24 protein-coding genes are annotated in these 26883 nt (G+C 34.3%); 12 read left to right on the top strand and 12 right to left on the bottom strand.

Going from position 1 to position 26883, the window contains the following annotated elements:
* Window positions 1–120 precede the first annotated feature (120 nt).
* The 5 genes from QLQ95_RS22010 (at window position 121) to aspT (ending at window position 7580) form a co-directional block, all read left to right on the top strand.
* A complete protein-coding gene (locus QLQ95_RS22010) occupies window positions 121–1557 on the top strand; it encodes a serine hydrolase (protein WP_482501680.1) in 1437 nt (478 codons plus the stop codon).
* 826 nt (window positions 1558–2383) lie between these two features.
* Window positions 2384–2569 carry a hypothetical protein gene (locus QLQ95_RS22005; RefSeq protein WP_141248145.1) on the top strand — a complete coding sequence of 62 codons (186 nt, stop codon included), beginning with the start codon at window positions 2384–2386 and terminating at the stop codon, window positions 2567–2569.
* Window positions 2570–2706: 137 nt separating this feature from the next.
* Window positions 2707–3933, top strand: a complete 1227-nt coding sequence (locus QLQ95_RS22000) for a TlpA disulfide reductase family protein (protein WP_320494938.1) — start codon at window positions 2707–2709, stop codon at window positions 3931–3933.
* A 33-nt stretch (window positions 3934–3966) separates the two neighbouring features.
* Window positions 3967–5529: a vitamin K epoxide reductase family protein gene (locus QLQ95_RS21995; protein WP_482501678.1), complete on the top strand. Its 1563-nt coding sequence runs from the start codon at window positions 3967–3969 to the stop codon at window positions 5527–5529.
* A gap of 374 nt (window positions 5530–5903) precedes the next feature.
* A complete protein-coding gene (gene aspT, locus QLQ95_RS21990; RefSeq protein WP_320494942.1) occupies window positions 5904–7580 on the top strand; it encodes an aspartate-alanine antiporter in 1677 nt (558 codons plus the stop codon).
* 80 nt (window positions 7581–7660) lie between these two features.
* Here the strand turns inward: aspT and QLQ95_RS21985 are convergent, their stop codons facing one another.
* The 10 genes from QLQ95_RS21985 to QLQ95_RS21940 all read right to left on the bottom strand — a co-directional run bounded on the left by QLQ95_RS21985 (window position 7661) and on the right by QLQ95_RS21940 (window position 17844).
* Window positions 7661–8107, bottom strand: coding sequence for a copper resistance protein CopD (locus QLQ95_RS21985; protein ID WP_095930057.1), 447 nt, complete (start codon window positions 8105–8107; stop codon window positions 7661–7663).
* 20 nt (window positions 8108–8127) lie between these two features.
* On the bottom strand, window positions 8128–8844 hold the full coding sequence (locus QLQ95_RS21980) for an anaerobic ribonucleoside-triphosphate reductase activating protein (RefSeq protein ID WP_482501676.1): 717 nt from the start codon (window positions 8842–8844) through the stop codon (window positions 8128–8130).
* On the bottom strand, window positions 8798–8965 hold the full coding sequence (gene nrdD / locus QLQ95_RS21975) for an anaerobic ribonucleoside-triphosphate reductase (RefSeq protein ID WP_172426906.1): 168 nt from the start codon (window positions 8963–8965) through the stop codon (window positions 8798–8800). Before nrdD ends, QLQ95_RS21980 begins: the two co-directional genes overlap by 47 nt.
* Entirely contained in the window at window positions 8946–11069 is a 2124-nt protein-coding gene (locus tag QLQ95_RS21970) for a ribonucleoside triphosphate reductase (protein WP_428238414.1), read from the bottom strand. Before QLQ95_RS21970 ends, nrdD begins: the two co-directional genes overlap by 20 nt.
* 14 nt (window positions 11070–11083) lie before the next feature.
* Window positions 11084–11815, bottom strand: a complete 732-nt coding sequence (gene ric, locus QLQ95_RS21965; protein ID WP_095930055.1) for an iron-sulfur cluster repair di-iron protein — start codon at window positions 11813–11815, stop codon at window positions 11084–11086.
* 30 nt (window positions 11816–11845) lie between these two features.
* Window positions 11846–13360 (bottom strand): L-aspartate oxidase, encoded by a 1515-nt coding sequence (gene nadB, locus QLQ95_RS21960; protein WP_482501675.1) that lies wholly within the window; start codon window positions 13358–13360, stop codon window positions 11846–11848.
* Window positions 13361–13389: 29 nt separating this feature from the next.
* On the bottom strand, window positions 13390–14322 hold the full coding sequence (gene nadA / locus QLQ95_RS21955) for a quinolinate synthase NadA (protein ID WP_095930053.1): 933 nt from the start codon (window positions 14320–14322) through the stop codon (window positions 13390–13392).
* Between the two features lie 181 nt (window positions 14323–14503).
* Window positions 14504–16501, bottom strand: a complete 1998-nt coding sequence (locus tag QLQ95_RS21950) for a TonB-copper family protein (RefSeq protein WP_482501673.1) — start codon at window positions 16499–16501, stop codon at window positions 14504–14506.
* A 60-nt stretch (window positions 16502–16561) separates the two neighbouring features.
* Window positions 16562–17404: a hypothetical protein gene (locus QLQ95_RS21945; RefSeq protein ID WP_320494956.1), complete on the bottom strand. Its 843-nt coding sequence runs from the start codon at window positions 17402–17404 to the stop codon at window positions 16562–16564.
* Window positions 17405–17475: 71 nt separating this feature from the next.
* Complete coding sequence (locus QLQ95_RS21940; protein ID WP_320494958.1) at window positions 17476–17844, bottom strand: hypothetical protein; 369 nt, start codon at window positions 17842–17844, stop codon at window positions 17476–17478.
* A 125-nt stretch (window positions 17845–17969) separates the two neighbouring features.
* Here QLQ95_RS21940 and QLQ95_RS21935 point away from each other — a divergent pair, with 125 nt between their 5' ends.
* The 7 genes from QLQ95_RS21935 to QLQ95_RS21905 are packed head-to-tail and all read left to right on the top strand — an operon-like array spanning window position 17970 to window position 24641.
* The gene (locus tag QLQ95_RS21935; RefSeq protein ID WP_095930049.1) at window positions 17970–18446 is read left to right on the top strand and encodes a c-type cytochrome; all 477 of its coding nucleotides are present in this window, start codon (window positions 17970–17972) and stop codon (window positions 18444–18446) included.
* 29 nt (window positions 18447–18475) lie between these two features.
* The gene (gene nosZ, locus QLQ95_RS21930) at window positions 18476–20449 is read left to right on the top strand and encodes a Sec-dependent nitrous-oxide reductase (protein ID WP_482501670.1); all 1974 of its coding nucleotides are present in this window, start codon (window positions 18476–18478) and stop codon (window positions 20447–20449) included.
* A gap of 54 nt (window positions 20450–20503) precedes the next feature.
* Window positions 20504–21505: a nitrous oxide reductase accessory protein NosL gene (locus QLQ95_RS21925; RefSeq protein WP_095930047.1), complete on the top strand. Its 1002-nt coding sequence runs from the start codon at window positions 20504–20506 to the stop codon at window positions 21503–21505.
* Window positions 21506–21534: 29 nt separating this feature from the next.
* Window positions 21535–22767, top strand: coding sequence for a nitrous oxide reductase family maturation protein NosD (locus tag QLQ95_RS21920; RefSeq protein ID WP_320494961.1), 1233 nt, complete (start codon window positions 21535–21537; stop codon window positions 22765–22767).
* A complete protein-coding gene (locus QLQ95_RS21915) occupies window positions 22764–23486 on the top strand; it encodes an ABC transporter ATP-binding protein (protein WP_095930045.1) in 723 nt (240 codons plus the stop codon). The genes QLQ95_RS21920 and QLQ95_RS21915 overlap by 4 nt, the downstream gene beginning before the upstream one ends.
* Window positions 23470–24237, top strand: coding sequence for an ABC transporter permease subunit (locus tag QLQ95_RS21910; RefSeq protein WP_095930044.1), 768 nt, complete (start codon window positions 23470–23472; stop codon window positions 24235–24237). Before QLQ95_RS21915 ends, QLQ95_RS21910 begins: the two co-directional genes overlap by 17 nt.
* Before the next feature lie 32 nt (window positions 24238–24269).
* A complete protein-coding gene (locus QLQ95_RS21905; RefSeq protein ID WP_095930043.1) occupies window positions 24270–24641 on the top strand; it encodes a group III truncated hemoglobin in 372 nt (123 codons plus the stop codon).
* Between the two features lie 139 nt (window positions 24642–24780).
* On the opposite strand, the gene QLQ95_RS21900 is transcribed toward QLQ95_RS21905, so the two are convergent.
* Both QLQ95_RS21900 and QLQ95_RS21895 read right to left on the bottom strand, forming a co-directional pair.
* Window positions 24781–25377, bottom strand: a complete 597-nt coding sequence (locus QLQ95_RS21900) for a Crp/Fnr family transcriptional regulator (RefSeq protein WP_095930042.1) — start codon at window positions 25375–25377, stop codon at window positions 24781–24783.
* Window positions 25378–25561: 184 nt separating this feature from the next.
* Window positions 25562–26878 (bottom strand): OmpA family protein, encoded by a 1317-nt coding sequence (locus tag QLQ95_RS21895; RefSeq protein WP_482501666.1) that lies wholly within the window; start codon window positions 26876–26878, stop codon window positions 25562–25564.
* Between the last annotated feature and the right edge of the window lie 5 nt (window positions 26879–26883).

The following is a 26883-nucleotide window of genomic DNA, read 5'->3' as shown; positions in this document are numbered from 1 at the left end:
TTTTTCCAAGAAAAGGGTTCGACTTTTTTTAATCGGTCGCGTATTGAAGCGTTTTAAAGCATATTTGCAGAAAGTTTTAGACAATCAATCAAAATTCTATCTCCGAAAAATTTATTAAAAATGAAGATCAAGTTTTTATTATTAGCAGCCATTCTATCTGCAAATGTGCTTTCTGCCCAAAAATCAAGTGACGTTAAAGAAGCGAAGAAAACACCTCAAAATTCCATCCCACGACAGTCAACCGTTTTCAGCCAAATTGATTCCCTAATGGCAACGTCCTATGAAAGAGGGCTATTTAATGGGAACGTGCTTATCGTTAAAAACAATAAAATTATCTATCAGAAATCATTCGGTTTTACCGATGAAACCAAGAAGACTCCCCTAAGTGACAATTCAATATTCAATATTGGCTCTATCGCAAAGGAATTTAATGCCGTTTCAATAATGATTCTAGTTGAACGTGGACTTCTTAATCTTGATGACCATATATCCAAATTTGATTTGGGATTGCCGAAATGGTCAGAAAAAGTTACGATAAGGCATCTTATCAATTATGCTAGCGGCATTGCCAGAATTGACCCCATAGTGCCTAAAAATGACCAAGAGGCTTGGAAAATCTTGAGAAACAGCGACAGTTTGCTGTTTGAGCCTGGAACTGCCTACAGGTATGACAATAGCAATGTGTTTTTACAGAGACGAATTATTGAAAAGGTATCCGGAATGACATACGAGGAATTTGTCCTTAAAAATATAGTTGGACCATTGAAAATGACAAATTCGGCATTTGATCCGAAATCTGGCTATAAAAATAGAACGTCTTGTTATGATTTGGATAATGCGAGATGTCCAGAATTGGAATTTATTAGCGGATGGCTCTGGACGGATACAAATGATCTTTATAAATGGATTGAAGGAATGAATAGCAACCGTTTGATATCTGAGAAATCCTTTTATACACTGCTAGAAAACCCATATGCAGTCGACGAAGGCGGATCGCTTGGCAGATACTTTGAAAAAGACGAGCTGCAGAGGCACAATGGGGTATCGTATAAATTTGAATCAATTTTCTTAAACGATTTTAAAAATAAGATAACGATAATCCTATTGTCCAATAATCTGAATAAGGTTTGGGATCTAGGCTACAGCATCCACAGCCTAATGTTAGGAAAGGAATACGAAATCCCTAAAAAATCTATTCATTTGGCTATAAGAAAGGAAGCATTAAATGATGTGGAGAAAGGCATTGAGGCATACTATCTGCTCAAAAAAAAATCTGAGAAGGAATACAGCTTTGGGAATCCGAGCGAACTCAATGCATTGGGATATGAACTATTAAGGGCCGGTAAAACTAATGGGGCAATAGAAATATTCAAATTGGCAACAAAAGAGTTTTCTACAAATGCTAATCTGTTTGACAGTTTAGGTGAAGCCTATTATATTAATAAACAGTACGATTTAGCATTAAACAGCTATGCAAAAGCAATAAAACTTGGCGGAACAAACGGAAACGCAGAAAAAATGATAGAGAAAATCGAGAAAATAAAAGTAAATAATTAGTCATGGCATAAACTTGGCTTTTATCACAAGAGGGAATTATTGAATTCCCTCTTGTTCTTTTAGTTAGTTATAATTTTCATCTTTTTTATCAGACTTATTTTATTTTTGATTTTAACTGGTGACGGGAGGGAATGAGAAGATTATTTAGGGACAATTTATTTCTAAGGATTAAATAAGATTAGTAGAATTATTGGTAAGGTTTGTGGTTTCGCTACTATTTTACGCCCTAATTTGTTGAGGAAATTTAAATTCTAAAATGTCGTTGGACTGAAGTTCAAAATTGATTTATTTCTTTAAGATATTGTTAGTTTTTCCAGCTGGATAGAATATTGAATTAATTGTGTTTTAAATTTGATTAATTTGATAGAATTAATATATTTACACCGAAATAAAATCTGACAAATTTTTATTAATGATAATGTGATTATGATTTTAAAATACATCTAAATCAATTTGCAAAAAAATTATAGAAGAATGTATTATAAAATATATTAACAAGTGTATTTGTATTTTATTTAATTAATGTGTAAAAAATTTATTATATAATTTAAAAAACAAAACAAAAATCAGAAAAAGAAGTGAGATTAATTAATGGAGGTGGAATTTTTTTTTGACTGCCTGATGGCATACTCACTATTAGAAATCAATTTTGATTATTGTTACAGTACGGCTTAATTGGAGATATCGATCATGTGAAACAAAGAACAAAAGAGTAAATCTATAGCAGATAACTATAAAAAACAAACCAAGTGCACGTGGTAGATTTTAGAGTAATGATCTGCGAAAGATTTTCAATTAATTATTAACTATAACAAACATGAAAATCATGAAAAAAATGAGTTTTAAAGACATGAAAGAAAATGCTCTTAAAAGAGATCAAATGAGAATGATTTCTGGAGGCTGTGACGAGTGCGGAGCTGCAACGAAAGAATGCGGTGAAGAATGCGGAGGCGATGCAGGAGGCTGTGATGGATACTGCGACTACTGCAGGAACGGAAAGTGCGACTGCTAAGATTATCCAAATCCTAGTTAACAAAGTAAAGGAATTGCATGCAATTCCTTTACTGATATTAAAAAATAGAAATGCAGGAATTGTCATTCCTGCTTCTTTAAATAGATAAGCCAATGCATTATTTTAAAAAAAAATCCATGTTAAACTGTCCTGAAATTAGCTGTTTAGGAAACACAAAAAAAATGTTCAAAACGGCTCTTCTTCTTTTTTTAGTTTCCATTTCTCTATCTGCACAGAAATTAGGCAATAGAACTGCATTCGAGTTAAGGGGTACAGGTAAAGGATTAAGTATTGATAAGATCTATCTGGTTTACGAAGTTGGCGACAAAAGAATCTATGACTCGTCTAAAATAGATAATAACAAATTTATTTTGAAAGGAAATATCGATTATCCCACAAGAGCCACTTTATGCAATAATCGAGAGTTTAGTATGAGCAGAAGCAATTCTACAGAATTGTTCCTTGAACCAACCATAATGGAAATAAAGTTGGATTTTTATGATTTTTCAACAGCAGAGGTGAAGGGCAGTAAAACACAAGACGAATATTCCCAACTTCAAAAAGTAAAAAACGGCGTATATAGTAAAAGAGATTCTATCTCATTGCTTATAAGATCGTATTTTGAAAGGATTACTGTCGCCTCAGACCCGCAGATTAAAGTGGAACTGGAACATCAATTGGAAATTTTGGAAAAACTGTCAGATCAAAATAAAATCACAGAAATGGAGATGGATTTTAATTTTATCAGGCAAAATCCGTCTTCGTTTATAGCTCCCTCTTTACTTTATTACAGATTGGCTAAGAAAGAAGGGCTTTTAAATTATGAAACTATTATTTCTCTTGTTGATGGACTATCAAAAGAAGTAAAAGAATCTCCATCGGGAGTGAGGCTTTTTAAAAGGATTTCCGACTTTAGAAACAGTAAAGTGGGAAGCATTGCTCCTGATTTTATATTAAAAGATTATAATGGAGAGGTGATCCCTCTGGCAACCTTTCGGGATAAAAAATATGTTCTGATAGATTTCTGGGCCAGCTGGTGCGAGCCTTGCAGGGATGATCTGCCTTTTCTTAAAGATGCCTATGAGAAATATAAAGATAAAGGATTTGAAATTATCAGCATATCCAGAGATAAGAATTTAAATTCATGGAGGAAAGCAATCGCCGATGAAAAAATTGGTTTGTGGAAGCATATATCCGTTGCTGAAAATCAGACCAAAATTGAAGATAATTATCTTGTGACAGCAATTCCTGTCAAGATTCTAATTAACAAACGGGGCGAAATAATTGGACGATGGAAAGGCAGTGGAGATGAAAATAAAATGGAATTAAAAAAAATACTTGAAAAAACTTTTGACAAAGAATAAAATTTCTAAAACATTTAGATTAAGAGCTTATATATGACCGAAAATTTCACTTACCTTTTTCAGTATTTAGAAAAAGAAGAACTACCAATTGATAAATCTGAATTTTCATTCCAGGTGCAGTCGCATCCTGATTACCCTACTTTACTGGCTATATCGGATACTTTAAATTTTTTCTCTATAGAAAATTTTGCTATAAATATTGATTTCGATGATATTGAAATTTTGCCCGATAGATTTATTGCCGTTCTAAAAAATGACAACGGTAAAAAGACGCCCTATTTTATTGAAAGGAGAGAAAGTTCCTATTTCACATATAAAGGAAAAAAAATAGTAGAACATGATAGAGAGCTTTTGCAGCAAAGATGGGGCGGGACTGTTTTATTGGCGGAAAAGACTAATGAAATTGAAACAGGATCTAAGAATAATTATCCATTCATTTTGCCATCTTTATCTTTAATTCTGCTTGGCATCCTATATTTCAATGCTGATGAAAGCCTTACGACAAAGATTTTTGCCATTTTCCCGATAATCGGCCTTTTGTTTTCAATTGCGGCACTAAAAGATCTGTTTGGTACAAAGAGCGCATTAATTGCAAAATTCTGCAATATTTCAAACGATACAAGCTGTGAGGCTATACTTAACTCAGATAAATGGAAATTATTCAAGTTTTTAAATTTCAGCAGTTTAAGCATCGTTTTTTTTGCGTCTCAGTTTATAGGCCTCTTTGTATTGATACTTGCCGGAAATTCAAATGATTTTTTTATAATTCAAAAAGCATTGCTCTATTTTACTATACCGATCATTATCCTATCGCTTTACTATCAAAAAATAGTTGAAAAAAAGTGGTGCCCGATATGCTTGGCAATAATATTTACTTTATTGGCAGAGCTATTGTATGTCGAAGTATTTCTTGAAAACAGTGTAGGCATTTCGCTCAGATCAATTTTAATATTTGCATTCCTATTTCTGACTATATCATTTATTTGGTCACTGCTCAAACAGATGTTGGCAAAGCATAATGAGCTGAAAGACATGAATTTTAAAGCGACGAGATTTATACGCAACTATAAAATTTTTAAGATTGTCTTGTTATCCAGATCAAAATTAGATATGCTTCAAAGTCCAATCCAGCTTGGAAATGCAAACAGTAAAGTCCAAATAACCATAATCACAAATCCTTTTTGTGGCTACTGTAAGGATGCCGATGCATTATTGGCTAAAATTTTGAAGCTTCATGGAGAAAAAGTAAAAATCAATGTGCTGATGGGGATTGATATTGGAAAAGAAAGGGATGAGAAAAAACTGCTGTTAAGGAGCCTGATGGCAATTTATCTGGAAAAGGGACAAGAAGCTTATAGCGAAGCATTAGCCAATTGGTTTGAAGAGAAAAATATTGGCGAATGGCTGCAGAAATATAAAATAGATATTGATATTGTGAAAATCGATCAATTATTTGCCAAACAGTTCGTCTGGTGCCAAAATAACCATTTCCAATTAACGCCTACACTTTTTATTAATGGATATCATTATCCTAAGGTGTATGATAGGCAAAATTTGGAATATTTCATAAATGAATTGATTGAGGATGATCTTTAAATGAAGATAATTGAGGTCTTGGGAAGGTAATCCAAAAGCAAATACTCCCTCTAATATTTGTGGAAAATCAGATGTTTATGGCGATATCTCATAAAAATTAAAACAGCCTTCGGGCTGTTTTTTATATTGTTTCTAATTCAAGCTGCTTGCCAGTTGGTTTAGATTTTTTAGTTTTTTGTTTTTTCCAGCGAAGATGAAGCCGGCCAGACAGGTTTGTTTATTTGGATGAAAAATTATTTAAGAGTTAGTTTTTATATCTGCCACTTTTATTTTCTGTTTATTATAATGTGGTTATAATTAATTACTTGTAAATAATTGAAATATAATGTGTTGCTATCTTTTTTTGATTAAATTTATATGAAAAAAAAGGCAATATGGTTACAGCTATACTTAGAGCACATCCTGAACTGGCACTTTTCTTATGCTTGGCTCTTGGATTCTTAATAGGACGTATTAAGATAGGTACATTTAAAATTGGTGTCGTATTAGGAACTTTGTTTGCTGGAGTGCTAATTGGTCAGTTGGATATTGAAATTCCTGATATTGTAAAAACTATTTTCTTTGACTTTTTCCTGTTTTCTACAGGATATAAAGTTGGACCTCAATTTTTTCAAGGTTTTAAAAAAAATGCATTTCCGCAATTACTGCTCACCTTGGTAATTTGTTTATCGTGCTTATTAGTGGCATATGCTGTCTCTACTTTTTTAGGGTATGATGTAGGAACGGCAGCCGGATTATTGGCAGGGGCGTTTTCTGAATCAACTGTAATTGGTACTGCATCAGATGCTATCAGCCACTTAAATCTTGCTGATGCAGAAAAAAGCCGATTAATCAATAATATTCCAGTAGCCTATTCTGTAACTTATCTTGTAGGGGCAGCCTCTTTTGTTTTTTTTCTAACTGGAATTGCTCCAAAATTGCTTGGTATTGATTTAGTGAAAGAAAGTGATAAATTGGCTGAAACCATTTCAGGAGAAACTGAATATGGTCCAGGAATGAAAAGCGCCTATCAGAGATGGATTATCCGAGCCTATAGAATAACCAATGAGAAATGGACCGGAATCAGTATAAGCGAGTTTGAAAGATTAATTTCTAACAAGAATATTGTTATTCAGAGAATACGCCATAAGGATCAATTGCTAGATCCCAACCCCGATATTATAATTCAAAAAGATGATGTAATGGTTATTATGGGACAGCATGGAATCATTTTGGATAGTCTCTTTTCTATTGGACCAGAAGTATTGGATGAAGAATTATTAAATTTTCCGCTGGCTCATTTAGATGTTACGATTACGAATAAAGCTATTGAAGGGATGACAGTAAAGTCTCTTCGAAAAAGCAGTTTTTATCATGGATTAATGCTAAACAAAATAACCAGAGAAAATCATGAGATACCGCTTGAATCGAAGACAGTTTTAAATAGAGGTGATATTTTGAATCTTTCAGGCAGGCCTGCAAAACTAGAAAAAGCAGCAAAAGAAATAGGTTATCTGGATCGTTTAAGCCCCGAGACCGATATCATTTTTGTTGGTTTGGGTATTGTCCTTGGTGGACTTTTAGGTTTGCTTTCGGTAACCTTATTTGGAGTTTCGGTAACGTTAACAACAAGCGGCGGTGCATTGGTAATGGGATTAATTTTTGGTTGGTTGCATTCAAGAACTCCGGTTTTTGGCAGAATTCCAGAACCCGCTTTGTGGATATTTGACAACGTTGGTCTAGCAGCCTTTATTGGACTTGTTGGTCTTGCTGCTGGTCCGAGTTTTATCTCAGGTCTTAAAGAAACTGGATTTGGTATTTTATTAGCGGGTGTAGCGGTTGCCTTAATTCCTCATATCATCGGAATGTATTTTGGGAGATATGTATTAAAGATGAATCCCTTAATTTTACTTGGCGCGCAAACAGGTGCGGGCACATCAACAATTGGATTAAAAGCAGTTCAAGATGCATCAGGGAGTAAATTTCCCGTTTTAGGCTACACTATTCCTTACGCATTAGCCAATATACTATTGACTGCATTCGGCCCTATACTTGTAGGAATGATGTCGTAACTAATGCGCTGTAAAGTAAAAAACGCAATCCCAAAAAAATCGAGATTGCGTTTGCATTAAAAATCAGTTAGTTGAGTTAATTAAATTCCGCCATAACGCAGTGTCGATCCTAAAACTAACATTGCAACTCCTATTGAAGTAACCGTTAGAATAATTATGGCAATTCTGTAAATATTATTTTTATTAAGATTCGGAATAACAAAAAATTGAGCGCAAACAGCACAGATAAAAGTGCAGAAAAGTAAAATCAGTTTTATGGAAACTACTTTTTCAAATCCGCTTGAGAAATGAAACCAAGTTTCGGCTGTTACGCCAAAATCATACGCCATCCAGACTCCTGTAATAATTAATAAAGCAAGAGAAGACATGCCTAGTGCTTCAAATTTCTTTTCAAAATTTAAAATAATCTGTGGATCTTTTTTCTTCAACGCTGTTGGAAGATAGCAAATAGCCAAAAGTAAATGTCCGCCAACCCAAATTGTCGCCGCCAATAGATGAATTATAAGTACAAAATGATGTAAAGTCATAACGTATTCATTTTGAGTTATCAATCTCTAAAAATAACTTTTATTTTTGGAGTGGAGAAGTTTTTAAGCTGTATTTCTTTACTTGAATCGTCTAGTTTTGAAAGTGTTGGGACATTATTCATAAAATGCTGTACATAATAATTTCCTTTAAAATTCTTTGTTTCTAAATATTCAATCATCTTCACAAAATCATTTTCTTTAATTAAAGAAGAATGAAAAGTGGTACGAACTTCAAACGGAATATTCGAGTGAATCAAAATTTCTAAGCTTTCTTCAAATTCTGAAAATAAGCCTGATTGCGTTACTTTTTTAAAGGTATGAGGAAGACTTTTATAATCTAACGCGACATAATCAATTAATTGATCACGAATCAGGCTATTTAATATTTTTGGATTGGAACCGTTGGTATCTATTTTAACCTCAAATCCCAATGCTTTAATTTCTTTTATAAAATCAATTATTTTTTTGTGTAAAGTGCATTCGCCACCGCTTAATACAACACCGTCTAATAATCCTTTTCTAGTTTTTAAGAAAGATAGAACTTCATTAAAATCAATCTTTCCTTTTCCTAAAACAATGTCTGGATTGTAGCAGTATAAACACCGCATGTTACAGCCCGCAAACCACACTATGCAGGCTGTTTTATGCGGAAAATCTAATAAAGTAAAAGGCGTGAGGCTAAATATTCCTTTAATAGATAATACTTTCTTCGAAATGGGTACGCTGTTGGTGTTCACCTTTTTTTCCAATATTAAAACTTTCTACAGGTCTGTGATATCCCATTACACGTGTATAAACCAAACATTTGCTTCTTTGGGATTTTTTTTCTTCTAGAATTTTAAGCGTTTTCGTTTTCATAAGCCAAGTGTTTTTGATTGTTTTTATTGAGTAAAATTTCGTCGCATTTTGGGCAATATTCATGTTCTCCGTTTAGATAGCCATGAATAGGGCAGATGCTAAAAATTGGTGTTACGGTTATGTATGGCAGTTTAAAGCCAGTTAAAACTTTCTTCACGAAGTTTTTACAAGCTGCTGGACTGCTTATTTTTTCTCTCATATAAAGATGCAAAACTGTACCTCCAGTATATTTGCATTGCAATTCGTCTTGAAGTAATAAAGCTTCAAAAGGATCATCGGTATGATCGACCGGAATTTGTGAACTATTGGTATAGTAAATGTTTTCGTTTTGACCCGCTTGTAAAATCTCTGGAAAACGCTTTTTATCTTCTTTTGCAAAACGATATGTTGTTCCTTCGGCTGGTGTTGCCTCTAGATTGTAGAGATTTCCAGTTTCTTCTTGAAATTCCTTCATTCGCATGCGAATATGATCTAGGATTTCTGTAGCGAAATGTATTCCTGATCTGTCCGTTATATTTTGTTTTCCTTCAGAAAAGTTGAGCACCATTTCGTTCATTCCGTTTACACCAATGGTAGAAAAATGATTTCTAAAATGTTTTAGATAGCGCTGTGTGTACGGATAAAGTCCGCGGTCGTACATTTGCTGAATAAAGATTCTTTTTTTCTCTAAAGTCGATTTGGCTATTTGAAGCAATTCGTCTAAATGTTCAAATAAAGTAAGGATATTTCCTTTATGCAGATATCCTAGACGCGCCATATTTATAGTTACAACACCAATGCTTCCCGTCATTTCAGCACTACCAAAAAGGCCATTTCCGCGTTTTAACAATTCTCTTAAATCGAGCTGTAATCGGCAGCACATACTTCGTACGGCATTTGGTTTGTAAGCTTCTGGGTTTTCAATTCGGTTTCCATTTTCATCCAAAACATATTGGCTTCCAATAAAATTCTGGAAATAAGAGGAACCTATTTTAGCTGTATTTTCAAATAATAAATCGACATTTTCTCCTTGCCAGTCAAAATCTTCTGTAATATTTACGGTTGGAATCGGAAACGTAAACGGCTGTCCGTTTGCATCTCCTTCGGTCATAATGGTATAATAGGCTTTATTAATAAGATTCATTTCCTTCTGAAAATCGCCATATTTTAAGTCTATCAATTTTTGAGCACCTCTGTTTTGAGCTTCCGCAATTAGGTTTTTATCATTTACATTCAAAAACAAATGCTGATCGCTTCTTGTCGGAATCTGTTCTTTTAAATCTTCTGGAACATTCCAATCCAAAGTAATGTTTGTAAAAGGCGATTGTCCCCAACGTGCAGGCACATTAAGATTGTAAACAAAACTTCTAATTCCTTTTAAAACTTCTTCATAAGAAAGCCGATCTTTAAAAACATAAGGAGCCAAATAGGTGTCAAAAGAACTGAAAGCCTGAGCGCCTGCCCATTCGCTTTGCAGAATTCCTAAGAAATTAGCCATTTGCCCCAATGCTTCTCTAAAATGAGAAGGAGGTCTGCTCTCGACACGGCCACGCACGCCATTAAAACCTTCATTTAATAGCACACGTAGGCTCCAACCAGCGCAGTATCCGGTAAGACAATCCAAATCATGGATGTGTATGTCGCCATTCCTATGAGCAGAACCTTCTTCTTTATTATATATTTTATCGAGCCAATAATTGGCAATAACTTTTCCTGCAGTATTGCTGACCAAGCCAGCGTTTGAATACGAAATATTGGCATTGGCATTAATTCTCCAATCGGATTGATTGATGTATTCTTCAACAGTTTGCGTACTGTCTATATAGGTAGTGTCATCATTTAAACCATTAATATGTTCTCGCTGTAATTTCCTGGTGTGACGATAAATTATAAACGAACGCATGGCTTGGAAATATCCATTTTCAAAAAGCACTCTTTCTATCATGTCCTGAATTTCTTCTACAGGCCACGAAAACTTTACCTCAAGACCAGAAAGAACGGTTTTAAAAATTCTCCTGTCTACAGGCTGATTGAGGCTTTGAAAGGCTTTTTGAATGGCATCCTGAATTTTATAAGCTTCAAAAGGCTTATAATCTCCATTGCGTTTGATAACATATTTCTCCATGGTATTCTTTTAATTTAAGACACTTTTTCAAATGTTTTTTCAAGTTCAATTGCTTTTGGAAACAAAATATTGTTTTCCAGATGTATATGCTTCTTTAAATCTTTGTCAAATTCTTCCAGCATCAGAAAAGCAACTTTATAAGTATTGCATGAGTCAAGAGGCGGTGTATAATTATTGGTTAAAGCCGCAATTCTTTTAAAACGCTGTCCTTCGGTTATATGATCCTCTTTTAATGTTGTAATTGGAGTTTCGATAGATAAAAAAGGCGGTGTTTCCAGTTCTTGACCTTTACTGTGTGCGATTTTCATTTTTTTTATAAAAGGAAAAACAACCAACTCTTCTCGTTTCATATGAGCTGTGAGATCCAAATACGTCTTTGAAAAAATAGTATGAATTTCATGAAGCTCAGGATGAATCGCACCGTGAACACCGCACAATTTATTTAAATACTCCAAAATAACAGGAGACTTTTCTTCTACATATCTATGATGGGTTTTGGTTATATAATCTGCAATCATGTCGGCTGGCCAACTTTTGTAATCAAAAGACTGATTGGCAGAACTGCTTCTTGCTTTTTCAATGTGTTCTATAAGAGCACTTTCTTCAATATCTCTTTTTTTACAAACTTCTTCGATTGTTCGATATCCTTTGCAGCAAAAGTCGATATGGAATTTTGTAAAAATGGCTGCTGTTTTGAAGTCATCTGCGACGATTTCTCCAATGGTTGTTTTGCTTGTTAGTTTCATAATGGTTGGGGGTATAGATTAATTTTGGTTTCAGCATATTTTTTGGTCTGTTGCAGCTTTACATTGCTTAATAATCAATAAAGAAACCGCAATCATATTCGAAAATTCGATAAACGGAATCGTAATTTCGTGTGCTTCTGTAAGCGAAACTGCATAATTATGAAGCTCTTTTATTTTTTCAAAAGCCAATTCGGCATCGCGTTCTTCGCTTGTGTAAAATGCGGTCACCAGTTTTTGCAATTCTTTTTTAAGTACTTCAAAAGCAAGGTAATCGTCGACTTGATGTGCCTTTGGAAACTTTGGAATTAATATTTGGGATGAAAAAAGAAATTCAGCAATAGTTCTATCTACATTTTCTGAAGCCTGATGTGCAAAGACTAGACCTTCAAGAAGAGAGTTGGATGCCAGACGGTTTTTACCATGAAGACCTGTTCTAGCGCATTCTCCAATGGCGTAAAGATTTTTTATTGTCGTCACTCCATTTTTATCTACCTGAATACCGCCACATTGATAATGTGCCGCAGGAACAACGGGAATTAAATCTTTTTCAGGGTAAATTCCCAACTCATTGCAATGTGCTGTTATCACAGGAAATTGATTTGAAAATGCTTTTGGATCTAGATGTCTACAGTCTAGATAAACATGTTTTTTTCCGCTCGCTTGAAGTTCTTTACTAATGGCAGTTGAAACCATATCTCGTGTAGACAATTCGCCTCGAATATCATATTTAAATAAAAACCTTTTTCCTTCATCATTTACGATATGAGCGCCAAAACCCCTTACAGCTTCAGAAATCAAAAACAACGGATTTTCTTTTCCTGTAAATAAAGCGGTTGGATGAAACTGCATGTATTCCATATCTGCAATTTCTGCTCCCGCGCGTGCTGCCATTGCAAGTCCGTCGCCCGTTGCAATTTTAGGATTTGTTGTATTTTCAAAAAGCTGTCCGCATCCTCCTGTACTTAGAACAATAGTGCGCGTTCTCATGTATTTGATGCGATTGTGTTTTTTTTCATAAAAGAAGACTCCGGCACAAGTAGTTTTAGCTTTTTTTGTTTCGGTATTGATATCAATGACCAAATGATTCTCTAAGAGTTCAATATTGGGCATCTTCTTAATAATCTTGAGTAGTTTACTCTCAATTTCCTGTCCGGAGCTGTCTTTATGATGTAATATTCTGTGTTGTGAATGTCCTCCTTCTAAACCTAGATTCCATTGGCCTTTTTCATCTTTGTCAAAAGAAGTTCCAATTTCAATTAATTCCTGAAGTCTTTCTGGAGCTTGCGTAATCACCATATTAACAATTTCTTTATCGCACAAACCACCTCCAGAACGAAGGGTATCATGTATATGCTTATTAAAACTGTCTTTTAAATGATCTGTAACTACAGCAATACCGCCTTGAGCGAGCTGTGTATTGGTATTTTTGGCTGTTTCTTTCGTCATTATAACAATAGATAAGTCTGGACGTTTTTTTGCTATTTTCATGGCAAAAAATAATCCCGAAATACCAGAACCGATGATAAGTATATCTGTTTTAAGCATGTTATTTTGATTTAAGGTTATTGCGTTTTTTATGATAATTCAAGCATTCTTTTAATAGGCTTTAGCGCTTCTATTCTCAGTTCATCTTTAATAAGCATTTCTGGTCTTTCATTTTTAAGGCACAAATACAATTTTTCGAGTGTATTCATTTTCATAAAAGCACATTCGCTGCAAGCACAGCTGTTGTCTTCTGTGGTAGGAGCCGGAATCAACGTTTTATCAGGTACCGCTTTTGTAAGCTCATGCAAGATACCGGCTTCTGTGGCCACAATGAAAACGGCAGCAGGATCCGTTTTAATGAAATTAATAATTCCCGAAGTCGAGCCAATGAAATGTGCTGCTTTTAAAATATGACTTTCAGATTCCGGGTGAGCTGCAATTTTTGCAGTCGGATTTTTGTTATATATTTCTATTAATTTGTCTAATGAAAAGGCTTCGTGCACAACGCATGAGCCTTTCCATAAGACAAGTTCGCGCTTGGTTTCTTTTTGAAGATATTTGCCTAAATTTTCATCTGGAGCAAATATTATTTTTTGTTCTACTGGAATAGATTCGATTATCTTTTTGGCATTTGCCGATGTGCAGACTAAGTCGCTCATAGCTTTTATTTGTGCAGAACAGTTAATGTAAGTAACCACAATATGATCGGGATGCTGTTCTTTAAACAATTTAAACGCTTCAGGCGGACAGCCATCTGCAAGAGAGCAGCCAGCATTCCAATCGGGTAATACTACTTTTTTATTTGGGTTTAAAATTTTGGCTGTTTCTGCCATAAAATGAACTCCCGCAAAAACTATAATATCAGCATCTGTCTTTTGAGCTTTTTTAGCCAATTCAAGACTATCTCCAATAAAATCTGCTATTTCCTGAATATTCTCATCTTGATAATAATGAGCTAGTATCACGGCATTTTTTTCTTTTTTCAATCGGATGATCTCCTGTATTAAAAAATTCTTGTCCATATAAATTCTTGAATTTTGTACTAACAAAAGCTGTTGTTGCTTATTTTTTAGTTTGTTTTAAAATATATTTAAGCATATAATTTTAATAGGGTAAATATATTATCATCATTTTTTTCAAAACATGATTCTAATCATACTGTTTAATTTTTGTTTTTATATGTTAACCTTGATAATTTGATGTTTAATGGAAATTGAAAGTAAGATTGATGAAAATATTGCGCCCCATTCGCGGAATTTTATTCCAGTCGGCATAAGTGGTGTAATATCGATCCAATATATTTTCAACACCTGTTTGCAGTTTCAATATGTTTTGATTCCAATGAAAAGCATATCCAGCGTTAAGCCCAAAAATTAGATAATCTGGCGTTTTGGTTTGTCCGTAAGTTTTGGCAAATTCATTTTGAGCCAGATTTCCTAAAACACTAATTCCAGCATTAAAATTTTCTTTCTTGAAGTCGATTCCAGCGCTGTATTTGATCGGACTTATAAAAGGTAAATTGTTTCCATCATTATCTTTTCCAGTGCTATAAGTAAGTTGTGATTTGAATTGCCAATTTTCTAAAAAGTCGTACGTCAGATTAAAATCGGTATTCAATATTTTGGGATTGTCTATAGCTTCATATCTTTTTACTCCAGAAGCGCCAATAGTCATAGGAAGCGTATTCGGGTCGATTTTACCTATTATATAATTAGAAAAATAGAAATAAGAACCTGTAATTTTTGCGGTTAATTGCGATGTTTTATAACCAGTAGAAAAGTTTCCTTCAAAAGCATTTTCATTTTTTAGATTTGGATTTCCGATATAATCATAAAAATCACTGCTGTTGTAGAGATAAAATCCGTAGCCTTCAGATACAGAAGGTGCTCTTTCGGCGTAAGCCAAACCAAATCCGAACTCAAAAATGTTGTTTTTTTTGGTATAATTTGCTGCAAAACTTTTTAAGAAACGGTTTTTTGAAGCATCCATTTCCGGATAAAAAATGCGTAGACTCGCTAATCCGAAATCATTCGCTATGGTATTATTTTGAAATCCGAGATTAGCACCAATTCTTAGATGATCATTTTCAGAAATTTTAATATTATCTTCTAAAGACAATCCATTGTATAAAGTTCTGACATCGGGCCATGTATACATAAACATCAGATTTTCGTTTGGATCTGAAGGATGCATTGTCATCTCTGCGATAGATTTATTGTAAAATCCGTTTAAGTCAGCTAGAAAACTATGCTTTTCAAATTTTCCTTTCATTCTTGAATAATAGCCGTACGTATCAGACCAGCCAGGCATATCCATATGTATAGGTACGCTAGGTCTTTTGGTGTCATCCATTTTGTGGGTTATAGAATTAAAATATAATTTTGTTTCCCAATTGGTTACGAAATTAGATTTTGGCAAGTATTTATAACTTAGAGATACAATTTTAGCTTCAGCCAAAGAAACATCCATAGGAAGTGCTGGATAGCCAATATTATTGGCTTTGTCATAAATTGCAGAAGCTTCTAAAAGTTTCTGTTGGTTTATAAAATAACCCACGCTAGCAGAAATATTGTATTTAGTAAATTGAGAAAAACGGACTTCTTTATTGCCACCTGCTTTATAATTATCGGCATCACGATGCATAAAATCGATATGAGTATAAAAATGAGAATCATTGTATCCTAAGGATGCTCCTATAATTTTTTGCAGATTATTACTTTCAAAACCAGAATTTAAACTGCCGTTCCACCCCGTATTTTTATCACTAAACGGATTACGTTTTAAATCGACCGATCCGCCAATTCCTGCGCCGTGACAGCTTGCCTGCTGTCCAGATGCTATGGTGGCTTCGGCTAAATTTGAAACCTCAACATAAGAAGTGATCGGATCCATTTTATCGGTACAAGCTCCAAAAATGCGCATTCCATCAATTGTAATCACCGTACGTTCTGTGGCCATATTATTAATAATAGGTTCCCATGCATAAGATCCTCTTTTAATCATATTCACTTTTGATGATTTTGAGAGATATTCTTCTACAGATGTAAGAGATTTGGATTGTTTTAAATGTAAAGAAGGTTTATTTCCAATAACAATTATTTCATTTAGTTTTATGGTTTCAAGACTATCATTTGCTTTTTCCTGCGCCCAGCATATTGTTGAAAACACAGCCAAAAAGAGTGCTGTTAGATTTTTCATCATTTCATACTTTAAGAGAAAGAGACAAATTGTGTTTTGCCTCTTTCTTGTTGTTTTTTAGATCTAAAACTCAATTTCAAAATAAAGACTGCTTGACGGATTGTCTGTTGTAACTGCTTCTCCTTTTAGAACTTCATGACTAGCGTTTAAAACCTGAAGATTTATTTTCCAATATCCTGTCATAGTTAGAGAAAGTGTTCCCATGTAAGGACCATAAACGTCACGTTGCATTAAATCAGTATTATTAGGAGAACCATGATTGCCCATACTTGGCATTCTTGGATCGATTTTGACTCTTAAATTATCAACGAAAGGAAAAGTCATCATATCCTTCATTTTATAAATTCCCACTGTCATATCGTTTAGTGCCACTTTTGGAGAAGATGGTGCGATATAAGCAATTACATAATTGTTTCCATCGCTTCCTTTAAACGAGCTTACGGTACGTTTTGCTGATGCAGGAACATTTATTTTGTCGCTTGCAGTATAAATGGCACCATTAATTTTGTATGAAATGCTTAGTTCCCAATATTCCGTTTCGTTTTGCGCCATTTGAAAGATGATATCTCCTTCAAAAATTGTTTTCTTGTCTACTTTCCCTACTTCAGATCTTGGGCAAGAATGCTGCATCATAGCCATATGCATTAATGGTGTCCAGCTGATTTCGGCATCTGTAATATAAGTGTTGGTTTTCTTGTCTTTTATTCGAAGAGAAACATGATTATAACCTTGAACCAAAGAACCTGTTGACGAGAATAATTCTATTGTATGAGTGTCATTTGCGATTTCCTGTATTTTATGAAGTCCCGTGGTTTCATCTGCTGGAATTTCTGAAGCATCATCAGAAGAACAAGAGAATAAAACAATTGATAAAAATAAAAGTGCTGTGTATTTTAAAATTTTCATGTGATTATGATTTAAATAATGATAATAAAAGGTCTGCCGAAACTACTCGGAAGGAAAAGAATCAAATAAAATCAGATGAAAATAGGAGGGCGAAAGATATTGACGGCCTCTAAATGAGAGTATAAGTTGTTGTAAAATGTATGTATTATGAAATGGATAACCCTGTTTTCATTAAAGGAAAATACTGGGATTTTGACCATAAAGAGCACCAAAGTTTCTGTTGTTTCACTTTTCTTTTCGTTAGAAGCTGGCGTATCGTTTTTATAGCTTTTTGCCAGCTCTTTTTTCAAATGGCATTTTCCGTTACAGTGAAGTTCGGGAGCATTTTTGTTTTCGCATAATTCAGTTGCAATGTAATGGTAGTTGACGATGTAATCCAAAAACGGAAAAGCGGGTCTAAACACGATCGCAAATAAAAATATGTAAACGCAAAACTTCATTGGTTGTTTTTTGAAAATACGAAGGTATTATGAACTTTTTTTTGAGGATATGATTGTAATCATACTTTATGAAAAACAAGTTTTAGAATTTTGATCAAAAGTTTAACAATTAAAAAAACAAACTAATGAACAAATTATTCTTATTAACAATGTTTGGTTTTTTCCTGATGGTATCCTGCGGAAAAGAAAAGTCAAACAGCGATCAGGATTTTTCAGCCCCTGCCTCCGAAGAAAAAGCAGCTGATGCAGAATCCTACGATCCTAAAAGAGGTATCGGAAAATATGAAACAGTTGAGTTAGGAGCTTCTTTAGATAAAGCACTGGCTGAAAAAGGACTTAAAACTGCTGAAGTAAAATGTACTTCTTGCCATAAATCTACCGACGAAAAATTGGTTGGACCAGGATGGAAAGGAGTTACCGAGAGAAGAACACCGCAATGGATCATGAACTTTATTACCAATCCAGACCCCATGATTGACAAAGATCCTGAATTGCAAGCGCAACTAGAGCTTTGCATGATTCGTATGCCTAATCAAGGTTTAACGGAGGATGAAGCAAGATCTATCTTGGAATATATGCGCCAGAATGATGGGGTAAAATAAAGAAATCAAAATCAAAAATAAATAGCCTTATGAAAAATAAATTTTTAAAATCGATTTTCGTTGTTACGCTAGGGTGTGCTCTTTTTGTTTCTTGTAAACCAAAAGACTCTACGGATGCTGTTGAAGGCGATGCAGCCTCAAAAGTATATGTGGCACCTGGAAAATATGATGAATTCTACAACTTTGTATCGGGTGGTTTTAGCGGTCAGGTTAGTGTCTACGGGCTTCCAAGCGGAAGATTGTTAAGAGTGATGCCGGTGTTTTCTGAAGATCCGCAAAGCGGTTACGGGTACAGCGAAGAAACCAAACCTATGTTGAATACTTCGCATGGTTATGTGCCTTGGGATGATCAGCATCACTTGGATTTATCGCAAACAAATGGAGAAGTTGACGGACGATGGATTTTTGCCAATGCCAATAATACGCCACGTATTGCACGTATTGATTTGAAAACGTTCAAAACTGCTGAAATTATCGAACTGCCAAACTGCGGAGGTAATCACTCTTCGCCTTTTATTACTCAAAACACAGAGTATGTGGTAGGAGCAAGCCGTTTCAGCGTTCCTTCTGATAATGATAATGGAGACGTTCCAATTAATACCTACAAGAAAAACTTTAAAGGATATCTGAGTTTTGTAAAAGTTGGAAAAGAAGGAGAATTGGATCTTGCTTTTCAAATTGTAGCTCCAGGTGTAAATTTTGACCTTAGCCACCCTGGTAAAAAAGAATCTCATGGATGGTTCTTCTTTTCGTGTTATAATACAGAACAAGCTAATACTTTATTGGAGGTTAACGCTTCTAAAAATGATAAAGATTTTATCATGGCTGTAAACTGGAAAAAAGCAGAGGAATATATTAAAGCTGGAAAAGGAAAACGAATTCCTGCAAAATATGCTCACAATACTTGGGATGAAAAAACTCAAACTGCTAAATCTGAGATTAAAAATGAAGTTCTTACTCTTGATGCTTCTGAGCTTAAAGATATCTGTTATATGATTCCTTGTCCGAAATCGCCTCATGGTTGCGATATTGATCCAACAGGAGAATTTATTGTAGGTAGTGGAAAATTAGCGGCTTTAATTCCGGTATTTAGTTTCACAAAATTGAAAGATGCTATTGCTAAAAAACAATTTGATGGCGATTATGCAGGAATTCCAGTTGTAAAATATGAAGCTGCTCTTCATGGAGAGGTTCAAAAACCAGGTTTAGGGCCTTTACATACAGAGTTTGACGGAAAAGGAAATGCTTACACTACAATGTTTGTTTCGTCTGAAGTGGTTAAATGGAATATTAAAGATTTAAAGGTTTTAGACAGAAAAGCAACTTATTATTCTCCTGGACACTTAATGATTCCTGGTGGAAATACAGAAAAGCCATTTGGAAAATACATGGTGGTTTACAATAAAATTACGAAAGACCGTTTCTTGCCAACTGGTCCAGAATTGGCACAAAGTGCTCAGTTATTTGATATCAGTGGAGATAAAATGAAATTGCTTCTAGATTATCCAACAATTGGCGAGCCACACTATGCACAAGGTATTCCAGCTGAAAAAGTGATTAATAACGGACAGTTGAAGTATTACAAAATTGCAGAGAATAACCATGCATATGCTACTAAAGGAGAAAAAGAAACTAAGGTAGTGAGAGAAGGTAATAAAGTGCACATTTATATGACTTGTATTCGTTCTCACTTTGCACCAGATAATATCGAAGGAATTCGTGTGGGTGACGAAGTTTATTTCCATGTTACGAATCTAGAACAAGACTGGGACGTGCCTCATGGATTTGCAATTAAAGGAGCCAATACTGCCGAATTACTTATTATGCCAGGAGAAACCTTAACATTAAAATGGGTTCCTCAGAAAAAAGGAATATTCCCATTCTATTGTACTGATTTCTGTAGTGCACTGCACCAAGAAATGCAGGGTTATGTACGAGTTTCACCAGCAGGAAGTAATGTTCCAATTACTTATAGTGTAGGTACTAATCTGCCTAAAGAATAGCCAGTAACCATAAGGGAACAAAGTATTCTTTGTTCCCTTTTATTTTGAATTATTATGAGAGATAAAAAAATAACCGCTTTTTCTAAAATTGCGCTCTTCTTGTCAGGACTTCTATTGATTGGGGCTATATTTTTTCCAATATGGAGAATAGAGCTTACAGCGCCACAATATCCTGAAGGTTTGGTATTAAAACTTCACGCCTCTAAAATTGCGGGTGATGTTGACATTATCAACGGTTTAAACCATTATATCGGAATGAAAACGTTGCATACAGAAGATTTTATTGAGTTTAAAGTTCTACCATTTATTTTAGCTGGATTAGGCGCTATTTCGATACTATGTGCATGGAAAGCAAATAGAAAAGGACTTTTTGTATTCTTCTTTTCTTTTGTTTTGTTTGGAATATTGTCTGCCTGTGATTTCTATAGATGGAATTATGAATATGGGCATAATCTCGATCCTAATGCTGCGATTAGAGTTCCTGGCATGGCTTATCAGCCACCGATGCTCGGATACAAACAATTATTAAATTTTGGAGCTTATTCAATTCCTGATCTTGGAGGCTGGATGCTTATTGCGGTTGGAGTTTTGCTTTTTGCTGTTATTGTAAAAGAAAAGTATGCTAAACCATCTGGTCGGCTCTTGGGCATTTTGCTGGTTCCCGTTTTTCTTTTTTCATGCTCTAGCGACAAACCTGTTCCTATTAAACTAAATGCTGATAATTGCGATTTCTGTATGATGGGAATTAGTGATGGAAGACATGGAGCCGAAATTATTACAGAAAAAGGTCGAGTTTACAAGTTTGATGATATTGCGTGTATGTCGCATTACTGCAAAGACAATGCAAACATTAAGATTAAGACATATTACGTGCATGATTATACAAAAAACAATGAATTGATTCCTGCTGAAAGCGCCTTTTTTGTTTGGGGAGGAACCATAAAAAGCCCAATGAATGGAAATATTGCCGCTTTTAACAATAAAAGTGAAGCAAAAGCATTTGAAGCACAATCAAAAGGAGAGGAAAAGGAATGGACAGCAATTTTGAATAAATAAAATGCGGTCTTAAATTAAAATATTAAATCATGAAGCTACATTTTTGTCTTTCACTCTTATTTTTTTTAAACTGCCTTTGGTCTCAGAAGATTGAAGTAGGGCAAGACAAGTCGATTAAAACCATTAAAAAGGCGATCGAACTCGCAAAATCTGGTGATACCATTATAGTAAATAAAGGGGTTTATCGCGAAGGCAATATAATTGTAGATAAAAAAGTAATTCTGCAGGGAAAAAACTGGCCAACTCTGGACGGACAAAGAAAATATGAAGTAGTTTCTATTAAAGCCGATAGCGTAATTTTTTCCGGATTTAAAGTTATCAATTCAGGGTATGCCTCCCTGAATGATCCCTGTGGAATTAAAATATACAACAAGACTGGAGTTGTAGTAAAAGACAATTTTCTAGAGAATAATTTTTTTGGAATTTATGTTCAAAAAGGCGTCAACTGCATTGTAAAAAACAATACTATAAAGGCCCATCAAAAAGAAGAACAGCGTATTGGAAACGGAATTCATTGCTGGAAAAGCGAGAATATGCAGATTATAGGAAATAGAATTTCTGGACATCGCGACGGAATTTATTTTGAATTTGTTTCTAATTCTGTAATCTGGCGAAATGTTTCTAAAGCAAATATACGTTATGGTCTTCATTTTATGTTCTCGAATGATGATGCCTATATTTCAAATGTCTTTAAAAATAATGGAGCAGGAGTAGCGGTAATGTTTACCAAAAATGTAAAAATGTTCAACAATTATTTCGAGGAGAATTGGGGAGACGCCTCTTATGGTTTATTGCTTAAAGAAATTTCGGATAGTTATATAAATGGAAATAAATTTATCAGGAACACTTCAGGAATTTATATGGAAGGGACGAGCCGTGTAAAATTGGAACGAAATATTTTTAAGGATAATGGCTGGGGAATGAAAGTTCAGGCAAGCTGTATGGAAAATGTGATCTCGTTTAATAATTTTCTTTCGAATACTTTCGATATCAGCACAAACGGCAGTTTAGTTTTAAATCATTTCAATAATAATTACTGGGATAAATATGAAGGGTATGATTTGAACCGAGATGGTATTGGCGATGTGCCTTTTCATCCGCTGAGTCTTTTTGCGGTAATTACCGAGAATAATCCGTCGGCGATGCTTTTATTTCGAAGCTTTATGATTACGCTTCTAGATAAATCAGAGAAAATTCTACCAAGTATAACGCCTGATAATTTTGTTGATGAATCTCCTATAATGAAATCTATTGTATTATGATTACTTTAAAAAATATAAATAAAAAATTTGGCAAACTAAAGGTATTGCAAAACATCACCCTTGAGTTTAAAGCCGGAGAATGCATCGCTTTAATTGGTCCGAATGGCTGTGGAAAAACGACATTAATAAAATCTGTTTTAGGAATGGTTTTACCCGATAGTGGTGACATTTTGCTGCATGACGAATCTATTTTAAAGAAGTTTGAATACCGAAAAAGAATTGGTTATATGCCGCAAATTGGCCGTTATCCTGATCATATGACCATTGCCCAGATTATAGCCATGATCAAGCAGATTAGAAATTCGAAAGACGAATTGGATGAAGATTTGATAAAAGCTTTTAAGCTCGACAAAATGAGTGAGAAGCAAATGAGAACACTTTCTGGAGGAACAACACAAAAAGTAAGTGCAACATTAGCTTTTCTTTTTAACCCCGATGTTTTAATTCTGGACGAACCAACGGCAGGATTGGATCCGTTGGCTGCAGAAATTCTGAAAGAAAAAATCATAAAAGAGAAAAACAAAGGAAAGCTAATCTTGATTACTTCACATTTGTTGAGTGAATTGGACGATATGATTACTCAGATTATTTTTATGCAGGACGGAAAAGTACATTTTCATAAAACGATTACAGATCTTTTGGAATCAACGGGCGAAACTAAAATTTCGAAATCTATTGCTACTATATTAAAAGAGAAACAGCATGAACAGAATAATTAAAATTATCTTATTAGATATTCTTAAAAATAAGATTATTGTGAGTTATGCCTTAATTCTGGCATTGCTTTCTTGGGGATCTTTTATGCTTGAAAACAATACAGCCAAAGGTTTACTGACGATTCTGAATGTCATTCTATTTACGGTTCCGTTGGTGTCTATACTTTTTTCGACCATCTATATTTACAATAGTTCAGAATTCATCGAGCTTTTATTGAGTCAGCCTATTAAAAGAAAAAAGATCTGGATTAGTTTGTTTGCTGGATTATCAATTGCAATGTTTTTGGCTTTTTTTCTCGGTGCAGGAATTCCGCTTTTGATTAATGTGCCTGGTATGGCAGGATTGATGATGCTTTTGTCTGGAAGTTTAATTTCTATTGTTTTTGTGTCTCTGGCTTTTTTAAGCTGCATTTTAACTCGAGATAAAGCAAAAGGAATAGGGGTGGCCATTTTATTCTGGATGTATTTTGCTATTTTGTTTGATGCATTGGTATTGTTTCTTTTGTTTCAGTTTGCAGAATATCCAATAGAAGAAGCTATGGTAGCTATAACCGCTTCTAGTCCGATAGATTTAGCGAGAATTCAAATATTACTACATTTAGATCAATCTGCCATGATGGGATATACAGGAGCTATTTTTAAAGATTTTTTTGGGACAGTAATTGGCCTACTGATTTCTTTCTTACTGCTCATTTCATGGATCGTTGTTCCGTTTGTAATTTCTATTAGAAAGTTCGAACGAAAAGATCTTTAAATGTTTTGTTATTTATTCAGAATTAAGAAAATATGAAAACAGACATTAGGAATAAAGAGGATATAGCAGTACTGGTTGATGCTTTTTATTTGCAAGTAAAAACGGACTCAACTATAGGATATTTGTTTACAGAAATCGCTGTGGTAAATTGGGAGAAGCATCTTCCGATTATGTATGATTTTTGGGATAACATCCTTTTTCATACCGGAAATTTTGATGGAAACCCGATGTTGAAACATCGAGTGCTAGATCAGAAAAGTACGCTCACAGAGGCTCATTTTAAACATTGGACTAAACTTTGGAAAAAAACGGTAGATGATTTGTTTGAAGGAGAAAAAGCGGATGAAATAAAATCAAGAGCAGAAAACATTTCGAATTGGATGATGAATAAAGTTATTTCTTAATACAAAAACGGGAACTTCAAAAAAGTTCCCGTTTTTATTCTTAAAGAGATTAGATTTGAATTAATAATTTCTTTTAACCTTATGCAAAAAAAGAAAAAATCAAGCTGTTTTAGTATGATTCAAATCATAACAGATTAAATTAATAAAATAGCTTATGGTCGACAATTTCAATTTTTTTGTTTTTGTTCATGAGTGATAGGGTGCGTATGACGGTTTCTACTCTAAGACCAGTAAAATCTGCAATTTCTTGTCTCGTGTACGGAATTTTCATTTTCATGGAAGAGGCAATATTTTGCTGCTTTTTTAAATTATCTAAAAAATACTGAATGCGATATTCGGGTTTATGATTGACTATATTTTTAGAAAAAACAATTTTATTATAGATTTTCCATGCAAACAATTTTAGGATTTTAAATTGCATTTCTGAATTTTCTTCAAGAAAAGAAAAAAAGTTTGTTTTGGATAGTTTTAAAATAATACAATCGGTTTGTGCAATTGCAGAAGCAGGGTAGGGTTGCCCAATAAAAAGCGGTGGCTCGCCAAAGCTATTTCCTTCATTAAAAATGCCAACCGTTAAATCTTTGCCATCTTCGTTGGTATAGCTCATTTTTACAGTCCCTTCTAAAATTTGGTAATAAGATATGGCGGCATCATTTTCGAAGAAAATAATGGAGTTCTTAGGAACTTTTTTGGCTACAGCTCCCCAGGTATAAAGTAAGTCAGTATCAATGTGCATGGCAAAAACAATTAATACGTTGTAAATGATTGGTTAAATGTTTGGAATAGTTTTAATTAAGACAAAGAACGATTTTAAACGGAGAATAAAATATGATAATTGTTAGCTTTTGAATTTTATCAAAAAGAAAAAGCATGAAAAGGAAGTTCTTTTCATGCTTTTTAAAATTATAGATTTTCAGAATTTATCTATCTACTAATGTAAGAGTTACTCTTCTGTTCAGCGGTCTATTTTCTACTGGAGTATTTGGAACCAAAGGTTCGCTTTCACCTTTCGAAAATAAATGCATGCGATTAGATTCAATTCCTTTATTCTGTAAATAATCTGAAACTGCTTGTGCTCTTTTCATTCCAATTTCAAGATTGCGTGCTTCTGTTCCTATATCACAAGTATATCCTGTAATATTCAGATCTATGTCTTTATTTGATTTTAGAATTTTTGCAATTTCATCCAATCTTGTAGCCAATTGTGGCGTTACATCGGTATTTCCGACTTCTTCGAAAGCAAGAGGTTTTTCAACGTATGTGCGCTCTGTTGTTGTAAGTTCCTTTTTAGCTGGTGGAGTTTCAACCACTTTTTGCTGCACGGGCGCTTTTTCTTGAACAGGCGCTTCAGTTTTAGTTACCACTTCTTCTTTTTGTTGTACGGCTACTGGTTCTGGCTTGTTTTTATTTAGCATAAAACCTAATTTCAGCTGGACGCCTGCAGAGAAGTAACGGCTTTCTTGAACAATTTTTCTATTGCCACTTGTACCATTTGCTTGAATGTTATCCAATCCGTTAGGATTGTACGCAACAATGTTAAGATTGGCATTTTCTTTTGCCATTTCTGTCAAACCATAGTCCACATATACGCCAGTGTAAAGCTGTGTATTCTCTTTTAGTTTGAAAGTAAGACCTGTTTCAACACTTAAAAGAAAAGAAGGATCTAAGCTTACGGTTGCTTTATCCTGCCAATTGGTTACTTTACCAAATCCGTGAGAAGGCAGATCATCAATTAAAAGATTCATATCAGGATAGTAACCGCTCAATTGCAATTCTGATGCAGAAGCTTTTGCTGTTTGTTTTCCTGGAAACAGAATTTTTCCTCCAAATCCAAAATAAAGTTGTGTTTGAGATGCAATTGATGTTCTGTACTGCATCATAAGCGGAACTGCAACAGAAATGAAATGCTGATCTTCTTTGTAGTTTGTCGGCGTTACTTGATACTCAAATGCAGAAGTTTGGTCATCAACTTCGTAAGTCGAAATTGTTATTCCATTTTTTAGTTCAAAACTATTCTGATTGTACATTGCATCAATTCCTGTCGAAATTCCCCAATGGCTGCTGAAGAAATAGGTGTAACCGACACCTATTCCTCCGCCAAATTTGAGTTTGCCATCTCCAAAAGTACTATCATAAAGAATTCCTGAAGGGCCTCCATTAATCTTGACATTAATTTCCTGCGCTTTTATTGTGACACTACACAGTAGTAGTATGGCTATTGTGGTTTTAATTTTCATTGCTT

This window comes from Flavobacterium sp. B330r, assembly GCF_056824325.1.
This window is presented reverse-complemented; position numbering and strand designations above follow the sequence as displayed.